This is a genomic window from Aeromonas sp. (assembly GCF_050252055.1).
Lineage (GTDB): Bacteria > Pseudomonadota > Gammaproteobacteria > Enterobacterales > Aeromonadaceae > Aeromonas > Aeromonas caviae.
The window spans coordinates 486,189-503,522 of the sequence record NZ_JBFWLQ010000001.1 but is presented as its reverse complement, the minus strand read 5'-3'; the positions used below and the strand labels follow the sequence as shown (position 1 = coordinate 503,522).

Here is a 17,334-nt window from a genome sequence, read left to right as displayed (position 1 = left end):
GAAAATTGACCTGGATTAAACCATTGCAGGTCTGATTTCGTTACTTTACAACATATCCATACTGACACGGTGAGACAGGAAGCCTCATTGGCGACCATCTCTCCAAACAATATCAATAATATGGGGTGAAACCATGTACGAGAAGTCTGTTGTTATTACTGCTGAAAACGGCCTGCACACCCGTCCTGCAGCTCAGTTCGTGAAAGAAGCCAAAGAATTCCAAAGCGAGATCACTGTGGTCTCCGGTGGCAAATCCGCCAGCGCCAAGAGCCTGTTCAAGCTCCAGACCCTGGGTCTGACCAAAGGCACCAACGTGACCATCCAGGCTGACGGCCCGGACGCTCAGAAAGCCGTTGAGAAGCTGGTTGCCCTGATGGACGAGCTGGAGTAATCCAGCTTTATTCCTCCCCCACAGTCGTTTTAATAGGAAGGATTATGATATCTGGCATTCTTGCGTCCCCCGGTATCGCATTCGGCAAGGCGCTTCTTCTGAAAGAAGATGAAATCGTTATCAATCAGGGCAAGATTCCCGCCGAACAGATTGATGCCGAGATCAACCGCTTCCTCGAAGCCCGCACCAAGTCAGCCGCACAGCTGGAAGCCATCAAAGAGATGGCCGGTCGCACCTTCGGTGAAGAAAAAGAGGCCATCTTCGAAGGCCACATCATGCTGCTCGAAGATGAAGAGCTGGAAGGGGATATCAGATCCTTCATCAAAGAACACAAGGCCTCTGCCGACAGAGCCGTTCACGAGGTGATCGAACAGTACGCCAAGATGATGGCCGATCTGGATGACCCCTATCTGCGTGAGCGCGCCACCGACTTCCGTGACATCGGCACCCGTCTGGTCAAGAACGTACTGGGCATCGCCGTTGTCAACCTGAGCACCATCGACGAAGAGGTCATCCTGGTCGCCAAAGACCTGACCCCATCTGAAACCGCTCAGATCAACCTGAAATACGTGCTGGGCTTCGTCACCGACATCGGTGGCCGTACCTCCCACACCTCCATCATGGCCCGCTCCCTGGAGCTGCCGGCCGTCGTGGGCACCAACGACATCACCGAGCGCGTCAAGAACGGTGACATGCTGGTGCTGGATGCGATCAACAACCAGGTCATCATCAACCCGACCGCCGACCAGTTGAACGAAGCCAAGAAGTTCCAGGCCCAGTTCCAGGCCGAGAAGGACGAGCTGGCCAAGCTCAAAGACCTGCCTGCCATCACTCTGGATGGCCACCAGGTCGAAGTGTGCGCCAACATCGGGACCGTCAAGGATACCGAGGGTGCCATCCGCAACGGCGCCGAAGGCGTGGGTCTGTACCGTACCGAGTTCCTGTTCATGGACCGTGACGCGCTGCCGACCGAAGACGAGCAGTTCAAGGCTTACAAAGAAGTGGCCGAAGCCATGCCGGATCAACCGATCATCGTCCGTACCATGGACATCGGCGGCGACAAAGAACTGCCCTACATGAATTTCCCGAAAGAGATGAATCCCTTCCTGGGCTGGCGTGCCGTGCGTATCTTCTTCGATCGCACCGACATCATGCACGCCCAGCTGCGGGCCATCCTGCGTGCGTCTGCCTTCGGCAAACTGCGCATCATGTTCCCGATGATCATCTCCGTCGAAGAGTTCCGCAGCCTGAAGGCCACCGTGGAGACGCTGAAAGCCGAACTGCGTGCCGAAGGCAAAGCCTTTGATGAATCCATCGAAGTGGGTATCATGATCGAGACCCCGGCCGCGGCCGTGATGGCTCATCATCTGGCCAAGGAAGTGGACTTCTTCAGTATCGGTACCAACGACCTGACCCAGTACACCCTGGCTGTCGACCGTGGTAACGAGATGATTTCCGCCATGTACAACCCGCTGTCACCCTCCGTCCTGACCCTGATCAAGATGGTGATCGACGCTTCCCATGACAATGGCAAGTGGACCGGTATGTGCGGTGAACTGGCTGGTGACGAACGCGCCACCCTGCTGCTGCTGGGTATGGGTCTGGATGAGTTCTCCATGAGCGCCATCTCTGTACCGCGTATCAAGAAGCTTATCCGCAACACCAACTTCGAAGATGTGAAGGCCATGGCCGACCAGGCGCTGAGCTTTGCCACCGCCGCCGAAATCGAAGCGTGCGTAGATAACTTTATTAAGCAGAAGGCAGTCTGCTAAGATCGGCTGCAAACAGCGACAATCATCTCTAGGAGCTTTTACTATGGGTCTGTTCGACAAACTGAAGAAACTGGTTTCCGACGACAGTTCTGACACTGGCGGCATCGAAATCTTTGCTCCGCTGTCCGGCGAAATCGTCCCCATCGAAGATGTGCCTGACGTCGTCTTCGCCGAGAAGATCGTCGGCGACGGCATCGCCATCAAGCCGGCCGGCAACAAGATGGTTGCTCCGTGCGACGGCACCATCGGCAAAATCTTCGAGACCAACCACGCGTTCTCTCTGGAGTCCGACTCTGGTATCGAGCTGTTCGTTCACTTCGGTATCGACACCGTCGAGCTGAAGGGTGAAGGTTTCACCCGTATCGCTCAGGAAGGTCAACAGGTCAAGCGCGGTGACACCATCATCGAGTTCGATCTGGCCGTTCTGGAAGCCAAAGCCAAGTCTACCCTGACGCCTGTGGTCATCTCCAACATGGACGAGATCAAAGAGCTGGTGAAGATGACTGGCGCCGTGACCGTGGGCGAAACCCCGGTGATCCGCATCAAGAAATAATGCGCCCTGGCCTGACGCCAGTGACCGCCAAAAACCGAAGCCTGGTGCTTCGGTTTTTTTTTGCCCCTTCCATCTCCCGATACTCCATGGGCTCCCGCACAGGTCAGCATGACGGCAAACAGGCAGAAATGTTATCGAGATCAACACGGGCATAAGCAAGCCGAGTACCCTCAAGAGGGATACCTGCGGGTCCTTTGGCTCGATATGAGACGGGATGAAAAGAGATAAGCCGCTTAAGTGGCGAGGAGACAACGATGCTGAGAAATACCGAACAACGTTATGGCAGCCTGAGCATAGGGCTGCACTGGTTGACCCTGCTGCTGATGATCGCCGTCTATGCGCTGATGGAGTTCAGGGACATCTTCCCCAAAGGGTCGGCCGGCCGCGACCTGATGAAGGAGTTTCACTTCATGGTGGGTCTGCTGATCCTGGCGCTGGTGGTCGTGCGCCTGCTGGTGCGCGTGGGTAGCCCCTCACCGCGTATCGTGCCCGAGCTCTCTCCCCTGATGCTCACACTGGCCAAGCTCGCCCACCTGGCGCTTTATGGCTTCCTGATCCTCACCCCGCTGCTGGGCTGGCTGTTGTTGAGCGCGGGCGGCAAGCCCATCCCCTTCTTCGGCCTGGCGCTCCCCGCCCTCATCGCCCCCGACGACGGCCTGAAGGTCACCATCAAGGAGCTGCACGAGACGCTGGCCAACATTGGCTATGCCCTGATTGCCCTGCACGCGGCGGCAGCCATCTACCACCACCATGTGCTCAAGGACAACACCCTGACCAATATGCTGCCCGAGCGCAAATAACCAGCAACAAGTTGCGCGCCAACAAAAAGGCCCCTGTGACAGGGGCCTTTTTGTTCATGGAGGGTCATGGGCGACACGTCGTCAGCCGGGCAATACCACCCGGCTTTCGCCGCCACCGAGGGCCTCCACCCGCACCTGCACGCCGATCCGCTCCACCAGGGTCTGCACGTGGGAGATGACCCCGATCTGGCGACCGGCCGCCTGCAGGGAATCGAGGCTGGCAAGCGCCAGATCCAGGCTGTCGGGGTCGAGGGTACCGAAGCCTTCGTCGATGAACAGCGATTCGACCTGGGTCTGGCGCGACGACAGGCTGGATAGGGCCAGCGCCAGCGCCAGCGACACCAGGAAGCTTTCACCGCCGGAGAGGGAATCCACCGAGCGCACCTCATCCCCCATGTCGAGATCCACCACCTGCAGCGCCAGATCGGTGCCGGGCACTCGCTCCAGCCGATAGCGGGGGGAGAGCTCGGCGAGCTGGGCGTTGGCCTCCAGCAGCAGCCGCTCCAGGGTGAGGCTCTGGGCGAAGGTGCGCAGCTTGGCGCCGCTGGCCGAGCCGATAAGGTCACAGAGGCGCTGCCAGTGATCCGCCACCGCCTGCTGGGCAGCCAGTTCCTCCTGCAAGGTGCCCGCTTTGAGGGCCGCCGCCTCCGCCTGGGCCAGCGTGCTCTTGCACTGGAACAACTGCTCGTCGAGAGCGCGGCAGTGCGCCTCCAGCGCCGTCAGCCGGCTGTCGAGCTCCGGCGGCGCCAACGCGGCCAGCTCGGGGTGATGCTCGCGGTAACGATCCCGCTTGCTCTCCTCCAGTGCCAGCGCCCGCTGCCGCTCGGTCAAACGGGTACGCGCCTCGGCGCGGGCATCCTCCAGCGCCTGCAAGGCGGCGCGGCGCCCCTTGAGCTCATCCGGGCTCATGGCCAGCAGGCGGCGCAGGTCATATTCGGCGATGCCGAGGCTGCTGGCGTGGGCAGCCCAGCGCCCCAGCACCTCCCGTCGCCGCCGACTGCTCACCTGTTTCTCCTGCTCCAGATGGCTGAGACGGGTCTTGAGCTCGGTCTGACGCTCGCGCAGGGCGCGGGCCGCCCCCTGCATCGTCTCCAGCTCGCTGGCCAGCTGCAGCAGCCGCTGCTGCCAGCGGCTCTCGACCAGGGCAATCTCCTCGCCCCCCAGACAGGCCACGCGGCTGGTGACCAGCCCCTGTCGTTGCTGTTCATGCTCCTTGTAGTCACGCTCGAGCTTGTGCAGCAGCTCGCGCTGGGTCTGCAGACGCGCCTCCTGGGCGCTCAGGGCCGGGGTGAGGCTGGCAATCTCGCCGGTCAGCCGCTCCCACTCGCTCTGGCCGTGCAGCCAGGCCTCGCAGGCCCGCTGCCACTCGTGCCACTGCTGGCTGCCCAGCCACTGGCGCCAGGGCTGGCCTCCCATCTGCTCATCGAGCCGGCTGCCTCCCTGCTCAAGGCGCTGGCGCAGGGTCGTTTCCTGCTCGCCCATTGCCTTCACCTCCCCTTCCAGGGCGATGCGCTGGCGGTCGGCCTCCTGCCACTGCTGCTCGAACTGCTGGTGCTGGCTGGCCAGCTGACTCAGCTGCTGGCGCACGGCCTGCAACTGCTGCTGCCCCTGCTGGGCCTCGCGCAGTTGCTGCTGGCTGCGGACCAGCCCCTGCTCCAGACTCTGGCCGCGACCGAGCAGGGTACTCATCAATTCGTTCCACTCGATCGGGCTCTGACGCAGCGGCAACGGATGGCCCAGCAGCTCGGCACCGCCCAGCTGCTGCCAGCGCTGGGTCAGCTGCTCGGCGCGCGTCTCCAGCTCAGGCAGATGCTGCTGGCGCACCGCCAGCTGGCGGGCCAGCTCCTGGCGCTCGCTCTCGCACTGAATGTATTGGTGATTGAGCCGCTCCCACTCAAGCTCCAGGCTGCGGACACGCTCCGCCAGTTGCCCCAGAATGCCCGCCACCTGTGGCTGGCTCTGGTGATAGGGGTGCTCCTCGGCGCCGCAGAGCGGGCAAGGTTCACCGTCGCGCAGGATGTGGCGATGCTGCTCGAAACTGGCGATGGCACGGGACTGTTCCAGTGCGTGACGCGCCTCGTCCCGTTGCAGGGCGAGCCGCTCGCGGGCCGGCGTCAGCTCGTCGCCAAGGATGGCCAGCTTGCCGAGCGCCTGCTCCAGCTGGACGATCTCCTGCTGCAGGCGACCATGCTGCTCACCGTGATTGCGGCCATAGTCCGCCAGCTCCAACAGCTGGCGCAGCTGGCCCAGCTGCTCAGTCTGCCCTTGCCACTGCTCCTGCGCCTTGGCCAGACGCCCCTCCCACTGCTGCTCCTGCAGCTCGTGCTGTTGCTGCTGCAGTCGCTCCTGCTCGCGCTGCCAATAGTCGCGCTCCTGCTGCCCCTGTTCCAGCTGATGTTGCAACTGCCTGAGGGCGCGCAGCTTGTGTTCGCGCAGGGTGAGCAGTTGCTGCAGCCTGTCGGCATCCTCGGCCCAATCCTGCATGGCGGTGAGCAGGGGCTGCCACTGGCGGGCCACCGGCGCCAGCTCCTTGTGCTCCTCAAGCCAGGCACCCCACTGCTGGTGCTGGCCCTTGAGCTGCTCCACCTGCTGGCGCTGCTGGCGCCAGCCTTGCTCCAGGGTGAGCTGCACCTCCCGCTCCTGCGCCCCCTCCTGCTGGATCTTCTGCAGTTGCTGCTGCTTTTCCCGAATGCGGGTGTCGAGCTCCTGCGCCCGTTTGAGTTCAGGCTGCAGGGCGCCCCACTCGCGCTCGGCGGCGATCTTCTCCGCCAGCAGTTGCTGTTCGGTGAGGGCGCTCTGCTGGGTCTTCTCCTCCAGCTTGCCAAGTTCAGGGCCAAGCTCGGCCAGCGCCTTCTCCTGCTGCTGCACCTCCAGGGTGAGGCGAGCCAGTTCGTCGTGATCCGCGCGGGCCACCTGGGCCTGCTCGGCGCGGACGAACTCCTCGCGCTCGGGGGCGGCCGCAGCGTGGGCCGCCTCGGCCGCGGCAAGGGCCTCCTCTCCCTCCTGACAGGCCTGCAACTGGGCAGCGATACGGCCGTTGAGATCGCGCAAGTCCTGCATCAGCTGCTGTTGCTGCTGCTCGTGCTTGAGGCTGGTGGCGAGGCTGACCTGCTGGCTCACCCACTGCTCGCGGGTCGCCTCGTCCATCAGCGCCACGTCACCGAGCCGCTGGCTGATGGCAGCCAGTTTCTGCTGCTCCTCCCGCGCCCGCTCATGGGTCTGGACCGAAATAGCGGAGTAGAGCTCGGTGCCGGTCATCCGTTCGAGCAGGGCCGAACGCTCGTCGGCGCTCGACTTGAGGAAGGCGGCAAACTCCCCCTGCGGCAGGATGACGGCGCGGCGAAACTGCTCCCAGGAGAGTCCCACCAGCTCGTCGATGCGATCCTGCAGCTCCCGCTTGCTGCCACTGAACACCTGGCCCGACGCCACGTCGGTCAGGCTGCGCTCCTGGGCCTGAAAGCGCCCCTCGGCGCGGTTGCGGGCACGGCGTACCGCCCAGCGGGCCAGCCAGATGCGGCCGTCATAGCCGCGAAACTGCACCTCGGCAAAACCGCTGGCGTGGCCGCGGCTGAGGATGCCGCGCACATCGTTGGCCTTGAGCTTCTCCTCGTCATCCATGCGGCCCACTTCGGCCACGTTCTTGCGATTGGCGATAAAGCGCGGCATCTCGTCGTAGAGTGCCAGACAGATGGCATCGAGCAGGGTACTCTTGCCCGCGCCGGTATTGCCGGTGATGGCAAACAGGCCGGCGGCCCCCAGGGCGCCACCGGCAAAATCGATGGTGAATTGACCGGTCAGGCTGGCCAGATTCTCCCCTGACAGCGACAAGATTTTCATTGGCTGGACTCCTTCACCTGCTCCAGGATCTCTTCAAACGACGCCACCAGCTCGGCCTCCGGCTCCCCGTCGAACTGACGCTGATAGCAGAGGCGAAACACCTCGGTGGGGGAGAGCTCATCGAGCCTGCGCTGGCCGGCACCATCCGCCAGCCCCAGGCCCGAGCCCTGATAACTGGTCGTGATGCGGGCAAGGCGCACCGGCTTGTCGCCGATGGCGGCCAGCACGCGCTCGCGGATGCGGGCCTCGGGTTTGGGCAGCAGCAGCCGCACCTCGAGGAAGGGCTGCGCCTGCTGCGGGCAAGCAGGTAGCGCCAGCGCCTCGATGGCCTGGAGCGCCTCGTCAAGGCCGCTCTGGGGCAGCCGGATCATCTCCACCGCGCGGGGCACCGGGATCCGCTCTAGCCGGGCCAGCTTGCCCCCCTCAAACGTCACCTCCAGCACCTGATGGTTGTAATTCGCCTCGGCCAGCGAGAGCGGCAGCGGCGAGCCGCTGTAGTGCACCCCCTCGGCCGGACTCTGGGCCAGGTGCAGGTGACCCAGCGCCGTGTAGTCGGCGGCGGCAAACAGCTCGGCAGGCAGGGCATGCTGGTTGCCGCCGAGCACCCGCCGCTCGGAGAGCTCGGAGAGCTGGCCCGTCGCCAGATAGGCGTGGCCCATGGCGATGAGGGCCTGATCCGGATTGCAGCGCGCACGCCCCTCGCTCAGCACCGCCTCATAGACCTGGCGTACCCCTTCGATGAGTCTGTCCTGCCCTTCACTGATCCCGTCGGGGCGCAGATCGCTGCTGCGCAGAAACGGCACGGCGGCGCACCAGGCTGCCACCTCGCCGTTCTTGCCTCGCAGCGGCACCAGCAGGCGCTCGGTCTCGAGGCGCCCCTCGTCGTCCCGGCTGATGCTGCCCACCAGATGGAGGTCGAAAGCGCGCAGCAGCTCGTGGGGGGCATCCAGCTTGGAGGGAGAGTCGTGGTTGCCGCCGATGAGCACCATCTCCAGTGCCGGGTGCTCGGCGCGCAGCCGCGCCAGGAAGCGGTAGAGCTGCTGCCAGGCACTGGCGGGAGGGTTGGCGGTGTCGAACAGATCGCCCGCCACCAGCAGGGTGTCGATGTCGCGGGTCTTGATGGTGTCGGCCAGCCAGTCGAGGAAGGCGTCGTGTTCGAAGCGGCGGTCGTGGCCGTGAAGCTGATGACCGAGGTGCCAGTCGGCGGTGTGCAGGATCTTCATGGAAAACGGCTCGATAAGGAGAAGAGAGCGGGGGCGAAGGCGCCCCGGGATGGAGACAAGATGAGGATGGTGCCCCCCGTTTTCAACCGGGGCAGCCCCAGACGTCAGATTCAGACGGCTTGGTAATGCATCTGGTACTGAAGATGGCCGGTGAGGGGATCGGGCACCTCCCCCCCGATTTCAAAGCCGTGGCGGCGGTAGAAACGCACCGCCGGCTCGTTCTCCACGAAGACCCGGGTATGCAGCTCGGCACATCTGGATCTGGCTTCCTGCAACAGGGCGTGCCCCACCCCCCGCCCCTGCCTATCGGGGCGCACGAAGAGTGCAGCCAGGTAATCATCCACCAGTGCCATGAAGCCGAGCAGGTCCCCTCGCTCCTCGAACACCCAGATGCGGGCGTGATCGAGGTAGCGGGTACGCAGCTCCTCCTGAGCCTGCCACCAGCAGGAGGCATCGACGAAATCGTGGGCCTGCAGGGAGGCCAGGAGCCAGATTTCGACGATCTCTTCCATGTCTTCCGGCCGACTCTGTCTCAACATGGTCGCCTCCTTGTCAGCAATGTGAACACTCGCAGTCTAGGGGAGTTGGGCCCGCTCCCGGGGGATCAAGGTGGGGCCCTGTGAGGTCGATCGCCCTTTATTTAGCGAGAATGATTGGCTGATCACAAAGCGCCTCTCTAGTACAATGCCCGCCGGACAATCTAGAGACCGAGGACGCCATGTGGTTTAAAAACCTGCAGATTTACCGCTTTACCCGCCCCTTCGACCTGACCGTTGAGCAGCTGGAAACCCAGCTGGAAGCCTGCGCCTTCACCCCGTGCGGCAGCCAGGACATCTCCCGGTTCGGGTGGGTCAAGCCCCTTGGCAAATTCGGCTCCACCCTGACCCACGCCGCCTCTGGCCACATCCTGCTGTGCGCTCGCAAGGAAGAGAAGATGCTGCCCGGTACCGTGGTCAAGGAGATGCTGGCGGAGAAGGTAGAGGCCATTGAATTCGAGCAGGGCCGCGCCCTCAAGAAGAAAGAGAAGGAGGCGCTGAAAGAGGAGATCATGCACACCCTGCTGCCCCGCGCCTTCAGCCGCACCAGCCAGACCTTCGCCTGGATAAACCCTGCCGACAACCTGATGGTGGTGGATGCAGGCTCCGCCAAGAAGGCGGACGATCTGCTGGCGCTCCTGCGCAAATCCATCGGCTCCCTGCCGGTAGTGCCGGTGGCCCTCAAGAACCCGCCCGAGATCACCATGACCGAGTGGCTGAACGAGGGCAACCTGCCCGCCGCCTTCACCCTGGAGGACGAAGCCGAGCTGCGCAGCGCCATGGAGCACGGCGGCATCATCCGCTGCAAGCAGCAGGATCTGATGAGCGAGGAGATCAAGAATCACCTGGCCAACGACAAGCTGGTGACCAAGCTGGCCCTCAACTGGGGCGAAACCCTGAGCTTCGTGCTGGGGGATGATCTCTCCATCAAGCGCCTCAAGTTCAGCGAAGAGCTGCGCGAGCAGAACGACGACGTCACCAGTGAAGATCCCGCCGCCCGCCTGGACGCCGACTTCGCCCTGGTCACCGCCGAGCTCTCCCAGTTCATCCCGGCCCTGTTTGCTGCCCTGGGCGGTGAAGAGCAGTCCATCTAAGCTAATTGGCTCAGCCTGATTGCAAAAAACCGCCTTCACGGCGGTTTTTTCATCTCCATCGGCATCATCGCCACGGGCTGGTCCCCTCCGGGGTAGCGCCGCCGCGCAATACCCTGACCCCATTGATTGCGGCAGCATGGCGCACTGCCCCGGCAGCATGACACCTCGCTAGAGTGCCCCCCTTTCCTGCAACAGTCGATGAAGTCGCTGCGCCAGGGTGCGGTAACCCTCGGCATTGAAATGCACCGCATCGGACTTCAGGGCCGGGTCTCGCAGCAACTCACCGATGCTGTCGTTGTCCAGCACCAGCCCGTACTGCTCTGCCAGCTCCTCGTAGAGGGGAGCGCCATCGGCAAACAGGGATTTTCGGGGCACCCCGACAAGCAGGATCTGGGCCCCGCTCCCCTGCACCGCCTCTATCATGGCAGCGAGATTGGCCTTGAGGGCCGCCTCCCCGCTGCCACGCAGGATGTCGTTGCCCCCCTCCAGCAGGATGACCAGAGCGGGTCTGTGCCGAGCCAGCAACCCGGGCAGGCGGGCCCTGCCGGCCTGGCTCAGCTCTCCGGACACCCCGCCATTGACCACGGGATGGCCGCTCAGGTTCGCCAGCACGCTGGGGTAGCTTTGGGACGGGCTCACCCCGCGCCCCTCGGTCAGACTGTCCCCGAAGGCGAGCAGGGTCTCCCCCTGGGCCAGCGGTCTGAAGGTCGGCTCCCCGCAGGCCGTCAGCAACAGGCAGAGCAGCCCCGCCATGCAAGGTTTCGCCAGCGTCCCCCGGTGTGTCATGAGCGCCTCCTTGATAGTTTTGTAACCATATGAGTATTAAGACAAACTTTTAATCAAGCTCCAAGTGTGACACATTTCGGCAGGTGAACAAGAAACCGACAAGGAGCCTGTCATGTCCCTCAAACCCCTCGGCCTGCTGGTCGCCCTCGGCCTGCTTGGCGGCTGCGCCTCCCAGGATGGCTTTCACTATGTCCCTCCTCCCCAGACCCTGATCGCCCCGGAGGCGGCCAGCGGCTGGATTGACAAACCGGGCTGGCAGGGCCGTGACTTCATGGTGGCGGCGGCCAACCCGCTGGCGGTGGACGCGGGCTACCAGATCATCAAGGCGGGGGGCAGCGCCGTCGATGCGGCCATCGCCGTTCAGCTGGTATTGACCCTGGTGGAACCTCAATCCTCGGGCATCGGCGGCGGCTCCCTCATGCTGGTGTGGGACGGCAAGCAGGTGGCGGCGGTGGATGGCCGGGAAACAGCCCCCGCCGCTGCCACCGATCAGCTCTTCATGAAGGAGGGCAAACCCATGGCCTTCTATGAGGGGGTGGTGGGCGGGCGCTCCGTCGGCGCCCCCGGCACGGTGCGAGCCCTGGCCCTGGCGCACGAGCGCTATGGCAAGCTGCCCTGGGCCACGCTGTTCGAACCCGCCATCACCCTCGCAGAGCAAGGGTTCGTGATAAGCCCCCGCCTCGCCACCCTGCTGGCAAAAGATCCCTATCTGGCCGGGGATCCGGACGCCCGCGCCTACTTCTATCAGGCGGATGGCACTCCCAAGACGGCAGGTACCCGGCTCACCAACCCGGCCCTGGCCAGGGTGCTGCGTACCCTGGCAAGCGACGGCCCCGACGCCTTCTATCGCGGCCCGCTGGCCGAGGCCATGGTGGCCAAGGTGCACGCCCACCCGACCAACCCCGGGGTACTGAGCGCCGCCGATCTCGCCAGCTACCGGGCCAAGCTGCGGGACGGGCTCTGCTTTGACTATCGCCAGAGCGAGATCTGCGGCTTCCCGACCCCCTCCTCCGGCACCCTGGCCCTTGGCCAGATCTTCGGCATGCTGGAAAGCCGGGACATGGCCGCCCTCAAACCGGTACAGGGGGAGCAGGGCCAACTGGCCGCCTCCAGCGAGGCCATTCACCTCTACAGCGAGGCGGCACGCCTCGCCTTCGCCGATCGCAACCAGTACGTGGCCGACGGCGACGTCGTCGACGTGCCGGTGACAGGCCTGCTGGACAAGGGCTATCTGGCGCAGCGGGGGCACCTTATCGGCAACCGCTCCATGGGCGTTGCCCAGCCCGGCAACCCGCCCCGGGCGCTGGCCAGGGGCCGGGACGCCACCCCGGAGCTGCCCTCCACCAGCCACATCTCCATCGTGGACAAGAGCGGTATGGCGGTGGCCATGACCAGCTCCATCGAGGATGGCTTCGGCTCGCGGCTGATGGTCAACGGCTACCTGCTGAACAACCAGCTCACCGACTTCTCCTTCACCTCGGTGGACGCCGCCGGCCTGCCGGTGGCCAACCGGGTGGAGCCCGGCAAGCGCCCCCGCTCCTCCATGTCTCCCCTGCTGGTGTTTGACAAGGCAAGCGGCGAGCTCGAGATGAGCCTGGGATCCCCGGGAGGCTCGGCCATCATCAACTACGTGGGCAAGGCGCTGCTCGGCACCCAGGATTGGGGGCTCGACCTGCAGCAGGCCATCAACCTGCCCAATTTCGGCAGTCGCAACGGCCCCACCGAGCTGGAGCAGGGGCGCACGCCCGACGCCGTGGTACAGGGGCTCAAGGCCAGAGGGCACGAGATCCTGCTTAACGAGCAGACCTCCGGGCTGCAGGGCGTCCAGCGCCATGCCGGCGGCTGGCTGGGGGCCGCAGACCCCAGACGTGAGGGGGTCGCCAGGGGGGAGTGATGCCCCTTCAGCACCCTCGTTCACCATGGAGGAGGCCAGCCTCCTCCATGCCGTGTGCTCATAGGTGTTCTCCCTTGCCTCCCAATATCATCATCGATTGATTATTCCTGCCAATTTTTCTTTAACTGCACACTCTTTTCACCCAATCGCAATGCATTAAAGATGCTTTTCATCAAAACCAACGCAAAAACTGGAACAGTGTTGCTCATGGCATATAAATGCATTACTTTTCAATAGAAACGGCATCTGTTGCCCTCAAGATTTCCCCTTGATACGGCCAACTTCTGTCTCTTTCGCCCCCTGCTCATTGACAGCTGCCCTCTTCACCTTCGGGTGATCTGGTAGCCCCTGACTGCCATTAGCGAGGTGACGACATGGACCACTCACTCCCCCTTATCACCACCCTGGTAGGCGGCCTCGTGCTGGCCTACCTCTTCGGCATGCTGGCAAGCCGCCTGCGCATCTCCCCCATGGTGGGCTACCTCGCGGCCGGCGTGGTATGCGGCCCCTTTACGCCGGGCTATGTCGCCGACCTGCGGCTCGCCCCCGAGCTGGCCGAAATCGGCGTCATCCTGCTGATGTTTGGTGTCGGCCTGCATTTTTCCGTGAAAGACCTGCTGTCGGTGAAACACATCGCCATCCCGGGAGCCATCGTCCAGATAACGCTTGCGACCCTGCTCGGCCTTGGCCTCTCCCAACTGCTCGACTGGACCGTGACCGCCGGCCTGGTGTTTGGCCTGGCCCTCTCCACCGCCAGTACCGTGGTGCTGCTGCGCGCCCTGGAGAGCCGCGGCCAGCTCGACACCAACGAGGGACGCATCGCCATCGGCTGGCTCATCGTGGAGGATCTGGTGATGGTGCTGGCCCTGGTACTGCTCCCCATCCTCGCCAACCTGCAGCAGGGGGGCGAGGCACTGACCCCGGCCCAGGTGATGGCGGATATCGGCCTGACCCTGGCCAAGGTGGCTGCCTTCATCGCCCTGATGGTCATCGGCGGGCGACGCCTCATCCCCTGGCTGCTGGCCCGCACCGCCGCCACCGGCTCCCGCGAGCTGTTCACCCTGGCCGTCCTCTCCTGCTCCCTTGGCATCGCTTTTGGCGCCGTCAAGCTGTTTGGCGTCTCCTTTGCCCTCGGCGCCTTCTTCGCCGGCGTCGTGATGAACAGCTCCCATCTGAGCCACAAGGCGGCCAACGACACCCTGCCCCTGCAGGACGCCTTCGCCGTGCTCTTCTTCGTCTCCGTGGGCATGCTGTTCGACCCCGTCATCCTGCTGCGCGAGCCCCTGGCCGTGCTGGCCACCCTGTTCGTCATCGTGATCGGCAAATCCGTGGCCGCCTTCGCCATCGTGCGGCTCTTTGGCCACAGCCAGCGCACGGCGCTGACCATCTCCGCCAGCCTGGCACAGGTGGGGGAGTTCTCCTTCATCCTGATGGGTCTCGGAGTCATGCTCGAGCTGGTCCCCGGAGTCGCCCGTGATCTGGTGCTGGTCGGCGCCTGTTTCTCCATCGTGCTCAATCCGCTGGTCTTCAACCAGGCGGAGCGCTGGCTGAGGCGCCATCCCGATCCACGCACCGATGGGTCACCTCACCTCTGCCCCTTGCAGGGCCATGTGGTGGTAGTGGGCGCCGACGAGATAGGTCAGCACCTCATCCGGCAGTTGCATGAACAAGGCAGGGAGATGGTGGTGATCGACACCGACGAGCGACTGCTGGCCCCCTGGCGCGCCATGGGGATCACCTGTCTGGCGGGCCATCCCATCCAGCAGGATCTGCTGACGGCGGCGCTGCCCAACGCCAGCTGGCTGCTGATCACCCTGGATGACAGCCTGCTGGCCGGTGAGATAGCCATCAGGGCGCAGGAATACGGCGCCCTGATGCGCATCGCCGCCTGTGCCCACCAGCACGAGGAGGTGCATCATCTGCGCGTGCGCGGCGTGCATCAGGTGGTCAAGAGCGAGGAGGAGGCTGCGCGGCGACTCTGTCACCTCGCCATGGAGATGGCCTGAAGCTCATCGGAAGTAACGAGTCCCCACGACGGGGCCAGACAAGAAGCCCGGGCCTGCTGCCCGGGCATTTTGCATGACGGGGCGATACTGCCGTCCCCTCACAGCAGATCGTGCTTGTCCAGCAGGCGATAGAGGGTGGCCCGGGAGATGTCGAGCGTGCGGGCCACCTCCTCGAGCTGATCGGGGAAGCGGGCCAGCGTCCGTTGCAAGGCCTGACGCTCCGCCGCTTCGCGCACCGCCTTGAGCGAGCCGTCGAGCAGCAGGCTGTCCATGTTGGTCAGCTCCATGTCATCGGCTTCGATGAAGGGGCCGCTGCACATGACCACCGCCCGCTGCACTCGGTTGCGCAGCTCCCTCACATTCCCCGGCCAGCCATAGGACTGCATGGCCTGGCGCGCCTTGCGGGTGAAGCTGAGCACCCGCCCGCCCCGCACTTCCGCCAGAATGTCATCGGCAAGGAGCTGGATGTCTTCCGCCCGCTCGCACAAGGCCGGGGTGCGCAGGCGCACCACGTTGAGCCGGTAGTAGAGATCCATGCGAAATCCGCCGCTGGCCACCGCCTGCTCCACATCGATATTGGTGGCCGCGATGATCCGCACATCCACACGACGCGTCAGGTGGCTGCCCACCGCCTCTATGCACTGCTCCTGCAAGAAGCGCAGCAGGGTTGCCTGATCCTCCAGTGGCAGCTCCCCTATCTCGTCGAGAAACAGGGTGCCGCCATCGGCGGCCTCTATCTTGCCTATCTTGTGGTGCTGTGCCCCGGTGAAGGCCCCCTTGACGTGGCCGAACAGCTCGGACTGGATGAGCTGATGGGGCATGGCCCCGCAATTGACCGCCACGAAAGGGCTCTCCTCCCCGAACGTGCTGTAGTGCAGCTCCCGGGCCACCAGCTCCTTGCCCGTGCCGCTCGGTCCCGTCACCAGTACGGGCAGGCGGCAATGCTGCAACCGCACGATCTGGTCGCGCAACTGGCGGATGGGGGCGCTCTCCCCCTGGATGAAACGAAGTTGGGGTTGCAGTCGGGGGCGGTGTCGCCGGATGAGGCGCGCCATCCCCAGGGCATGTCCCAGGCTGTGGGAGAGCCTGTCTCTGTCCAGGGGAAAGGTGTGAAAATCATGAAAACAGGCTGCCAGCAAATTGCGAAGGGCTTCGCTGGCGAGACAGTCCCGCTGGATGAGGCCGATCCACAAGGCGCCGGAGTGCTGCGCAATCAGGTTGTAGAGGGCTTCGTGCTGCTGATGCTCGATCACCACCAGCACCAGGGGATAGTCCTTTTCCTGCAGTTTTTTCTCTGCCACCACCAGGGAGCTTGCCTGCTCCACCTGCCACTCGCCTTGTTCCAGCAGGCTTTCCAGTACGGCACATGAATTGATGAGCAACAATGCCGTTTCTGTCATAGGGACAACTCCTTGTTATCGCCACTGCACGAAGGAGTCTGACGACTTGTCCAGATAACTCCCTTTATCATCAAATGGCGCCATTTAATATGGCCAGACGATGATAACTATAAACCATCCCGCCTTTAGATTGATGGCACCACAATATTGAGACAGCCAAATTATCCGTGAGAAAAAATAAATCCATTGATAAATAAGCGCTTACTTCACGACATAATATGTCGCTCTCAATATTGAGACGTAAAAACAATTATATCAAATAAAAAATAACTAAAAATCATATGGTTGTAAATTGGCATGGTCGTTGCTCTCTCCAATAAGCCCTCCTGGCATATGGAGACAGAACATGAAAATATATATTGCATTGGCAGCATTTCCTTTTCTGGCATTTGCCACCCCCTCAATGGCACAAAACCGGGTCGATCTCGGTGCTCAGGCATTGAGCAATATTCGTGGTTCCATGGGCGTCAATATGGTTGCCGGCAATAACAACCAACAAGGCAATCTTGCCGCCATCGCCATTTCGGGTCCGGCCGTCATTCAATTTGGTCAGCTGAATCAATCCACCACCAATCTGAACGGCAGCCAGAGCGTCGCCATCCTGGGCTCGGCCCTGAGCCAGAACCGGGGACTGGTCGGCATCAATCAGGGGGCGGGTGAGGGCAACCAGCAACTGAACGCCTTCGCCCTGTCCCTCGATGACAGCGGCCTGGGTGTCGTGACCGACATCAATCTCAGCTCCAGCGTCGCGAAGACCCCAGGGGGAAAGCCCCCCGCCAACACCACTACCAGCATCTATCTGGATGACACCGCCCTCACGGGCAGCAAGGGGGTCATTCAGGTGAACCAGGTCACGGGACAGGGAAACCAGTCAGTCAACATGGTTTCCCTGCCCCTGGCTGGCGCAGTAACGGCATCCCCATGATGCCGCAGGGATAGGAAGCCAGGCCCGGGGGTATCAGCCGATGGGCATATCTTCCGCTGAAAGTTCAATGGAGAGACTCATTATGCGTGGACTTATTTATAGCTCATTAGCCGCCGC

At 63.2% G+C, this 17,334-nt stretch carries 13 protein-coding genes; 8 read left to right on the top strand and 5 right to left on the bottom strand.

Going from position 1 to position 17,334, the window contains the following annotated elements:
- Positions 1 to 133: 133 nt before the first annotated feature.
- From AB7E19_RS02230 to AB7E19_RS02215, 4 genes are all read left to right on the top strand, one after another.
- Entirely contained in the window at positions 134 to 391 is a 258-nt protein-coding gene (locus AB7E19_RS02230; RefSeq protein ID WP_005303128.1) for an HPr family phosphocarrier protein, read from the top strand.
- Between the two features lie 44 nt (positions 392 to 435).
- Positions 436 to 2,163, top strand: a complete 1,728-nt coding sequence (gene ptsI / locus AB7E19_RS02225; RefSeq protein ID WP_041213301.1) for a phosphoenolpyruvate-protein phosphotransferase PtsI — start codon at positions 436 to 438, stop codon at positions 2,161 to 2,163.
- 43 nt (positions 2,164 to 2,206) lie between these two features.
- Positions 2,207 to 2,716, top strand: a complete 510-nt coding sequence (gene crr / locus AB7E19_RS02220; protein WP_010673569.1) for a PTS glucose transporter subunit IIA — start codon at positions 2,207 to 2,209, stop codon at positions 2,714 to 2,716.
- Between the two features lie 254 nt (positions 2,717 to 2,970).
- A complete protein-coding gene (locus tag AB7E19_RS02215) occupies positions 2,971 to 3,516 on the top strand; it encodes a cytochrome b (protein WP_143237856.1) in 546 nt (181 codons plus the stop codon).
- 81 nt (positions 3,517 to 3,597) lie between these two features.
- Here the strand turns inward: AB7E19_RS02215 and AB7E19_RS02210 are convergent, their stop codons facing one another.
- From AB7E19_RS02210 to AB7E19_RS02200, 3 genes are all read right to left on the bottom strand, one after another.
- Complete coding sequence (locus AB7E19_RS02210; RefSeq protein ID WP_427934558.1) at positions 3,598 to 7,353, bottom strand: AAA family ATPase; 3,756 nt, start codon at positions 7,351 to 7,353, stop codon at positions 3,598 to 3,600.
- Positions 7,350 to 8,576, bottom strand: a complete 1,227-nt coding sequence (locus AB7E19_RS02205) for an exonuclease SbcCD subunit D C-terminal domain-containing protein (RefSeq protein ID WP_322131447.1) — start codon at positions 8,574 to 8,576, stop codon at positions 7,350 to 7,352. The genes AB7E19_RS02210 and AB7E19_RS02205 overlap by 4 nt, the downstream gene beginning before the upstream one ends.
- A 110-nt stretch (positions 8,577 to 8,686) precedes the next feature.
- On the bottom strand, positions 8,687 to 9,115 hold the full coding sequence (locus AB7E19_RS02200; protein ID WP_010673565.1) for a GNAT family N-acetyltransferase: 429 nt from the start codon (positions 9,113 to 9,115) through the stop codon (positions 8,687 to 8,689).
- A 179-nt stretch (positions 9,116 to 9,294) separates the two neighbouring features.
- On the opposite strand from AB7E19_RS02200, the gene rdgC reads away from it, so the two are divergent.
- Entirely contained in the window at positions 9,295 to 10,206 is a 912-nt protein-coding gene (gene rdgC, locus AB7E19_RS02195) for a recombination-associated protein RdgC (RefSeq protein WP_010673564.1), read from the top strand.
- 168 nt (positions 10,207 to 10,374) lie between these two features.
- On the opposite strand, the gene AB7E19_RS02190 is transcribed toward rdgC, so the two are convergent.
- Positions 10,375 to 10,992 (bottom strand): arylesterase, encoded by a 618-nt coding sequence (locus AB7E19_RS02190; protein WP_069651678.1) that lies wholly within the window; start codon positions 10,990 to 10,992, stop codon positions 10,375 to 10,377.
- 112 nt (positions 10,993 to 11,104) lie between these two features.
- Here AB7E19_RS02190 and ggt point away from each other — a divergent pair, with 112 nt between their 5' ends.
- Complete coding sequence (ggt, locus tag AB7E19_RS02185) at positions 11,105 to 12,886, top strand: gamma-glutamyltransferase (RefSeq protein ID WP_322131448.1); 1,782 nt, start codon at positions 11,105 to 11,107, stop codon at positions 12,884 to 12,886.
- Between the two features lie 374 nt (positions 12,887 to 13,260).
- Entirely contained in the window at positions 13,261 to 14,892 is a 1,632-nt protein-coding gene (gene ybaL / locus AB7E19_RS02180; protein WP_139737264.1) for a YbaL family putative K(+) efflux transporter, read from the top strand.
- Positions 14,893 to 14,990: 98 nt separating this feature from the next.
- On the opposite strand, the gene AB7E19_RS02175 is transcribed toward ybaL, so the two are convergent.
- Entirely contained in the window at positions 14,991 to 16,292 is a 1,302-nt protein-coding gene (locus AB7E19_RS02175; protein ID WP_010673560.1) for a sigma-54 dependent transcriptional regulator, read from the bottom strand.
- 346 nt (positions 16,293 to 16,638) lie between these two features.
- On the opposite strand from AB7E19_RS02175, the gene AB7E19_RS02170 reads away from it, so the two are divergent.
- Positions 16,639 to 17,217 (top strand): hypothetical protein, encoded by a 579-nt coding sequence (locus tag AB7E19_RS02170; RefSeq protein WP_223924172.1) that lies wholly within the window; start codon positions 16,639 to 16,641, stop codon positions 17,215 to 17,217.
- Positions 17,218 to 17,334 lie beyond the last annotated feature (117 nt).

What these genes read in the sequence shown, in the direction of transcription:
- AB7E19_RS02230 (WP_005303128.1), top strand. Translation starts at nt 134, where the DNA reads ATGTACGAGAAGTCTGTTGTTATTACTGCTGAAAACGGCCTGCACACC.
- ptsI (WP_041213301.1), top strand. Translation starts at nt 436, where the DNA reads ATGATATCTGGCATTCTTGCGTCCCCCGGTATCGCATTCGGCAAGGCG.
- crr (WP_010673569.1), top strand. Translation starts at nt 2,207, where the DNA reads ATGGGTCTGTTCGACAAACTGAAGAAACTGGTTTCCGACGACAGTTCT.
- AB7E19_RS02215 (WP_143237856.1), top strand. Translation starts at nt 2,971, where the DNA reads ATGCTGAGAAATACCGAACAACGTTATGGCAGCCTGAGCATAGGGCTG.
- AB7E19_RS02210 (WP_427934558.1), bottom strand. Translation starts at nt 7,353, where the DNA reads ATGAAAATCTTGTCGCTGTCAGGGGAGAATCTGGCCAGCCTGACCGGT.
- AB7E19_RS02205 (WP_322131447.1), bottom strand. Translation starts at nt 8,576, where the DNA reads ATGAAGATCCTGCACACCGCCGACTGGCACCTCGGTCATCAGCTTCAC.
- AB7E19_RS02200 (WP_010673565.1), bottom strand. Translation starts at nt 9,115, where the DNA reads ATGTTGAGACAGAGTCGGCCGGAAGACATGGAAGAGATCGTCGAAATC.
- rdgC (WP_010673564.1), top strand. Translation starts at nt 9,295, where the DNA reads ATGTGGTTTAAAAACCTGCAGATTTACCGCTTTACCCGCCCCTTCGAC.
- AB7E19_RS02190 (WP_069651678.1), bottom strand. Translation starts at nt 10,992, where the DNA reads ATGACACACCGGGGGACGCTGGCGAAACCTTGCATGGCGGGGCTGCTC.
- ggt (WP_322131448.1), top strand. Translation starts at nt 11,105, where the DNA reads ATGTCCCTCAAACCCCTCGGCCTGCTGGTCGCCCTCGGCCTGCTTGGC.
- ybaL (WP_139737264.1), top strand. Translation starts at nt 13,261, where the DNA reads ATGGACCACTCACTCCCCCTTATCACCACCCTGGTAGGCGGCCTCGTG.
- AB7E19_RS02175 (WP_010673560.1), bottom strand. Translation starts at nt 16,292, where the DNA reads ATGACAGAAACGGCATTGTTGCTCATCAATTCATGTGCCGTACTGGAA.
- AB7E19_RS02170 (WP_223924172.1), top strand. Translation starts at nt 16,639, where the DNA reads ATGAAAATATATATTGCATTGGCAGCATTTCCTTTTCTGGCATTTGCC.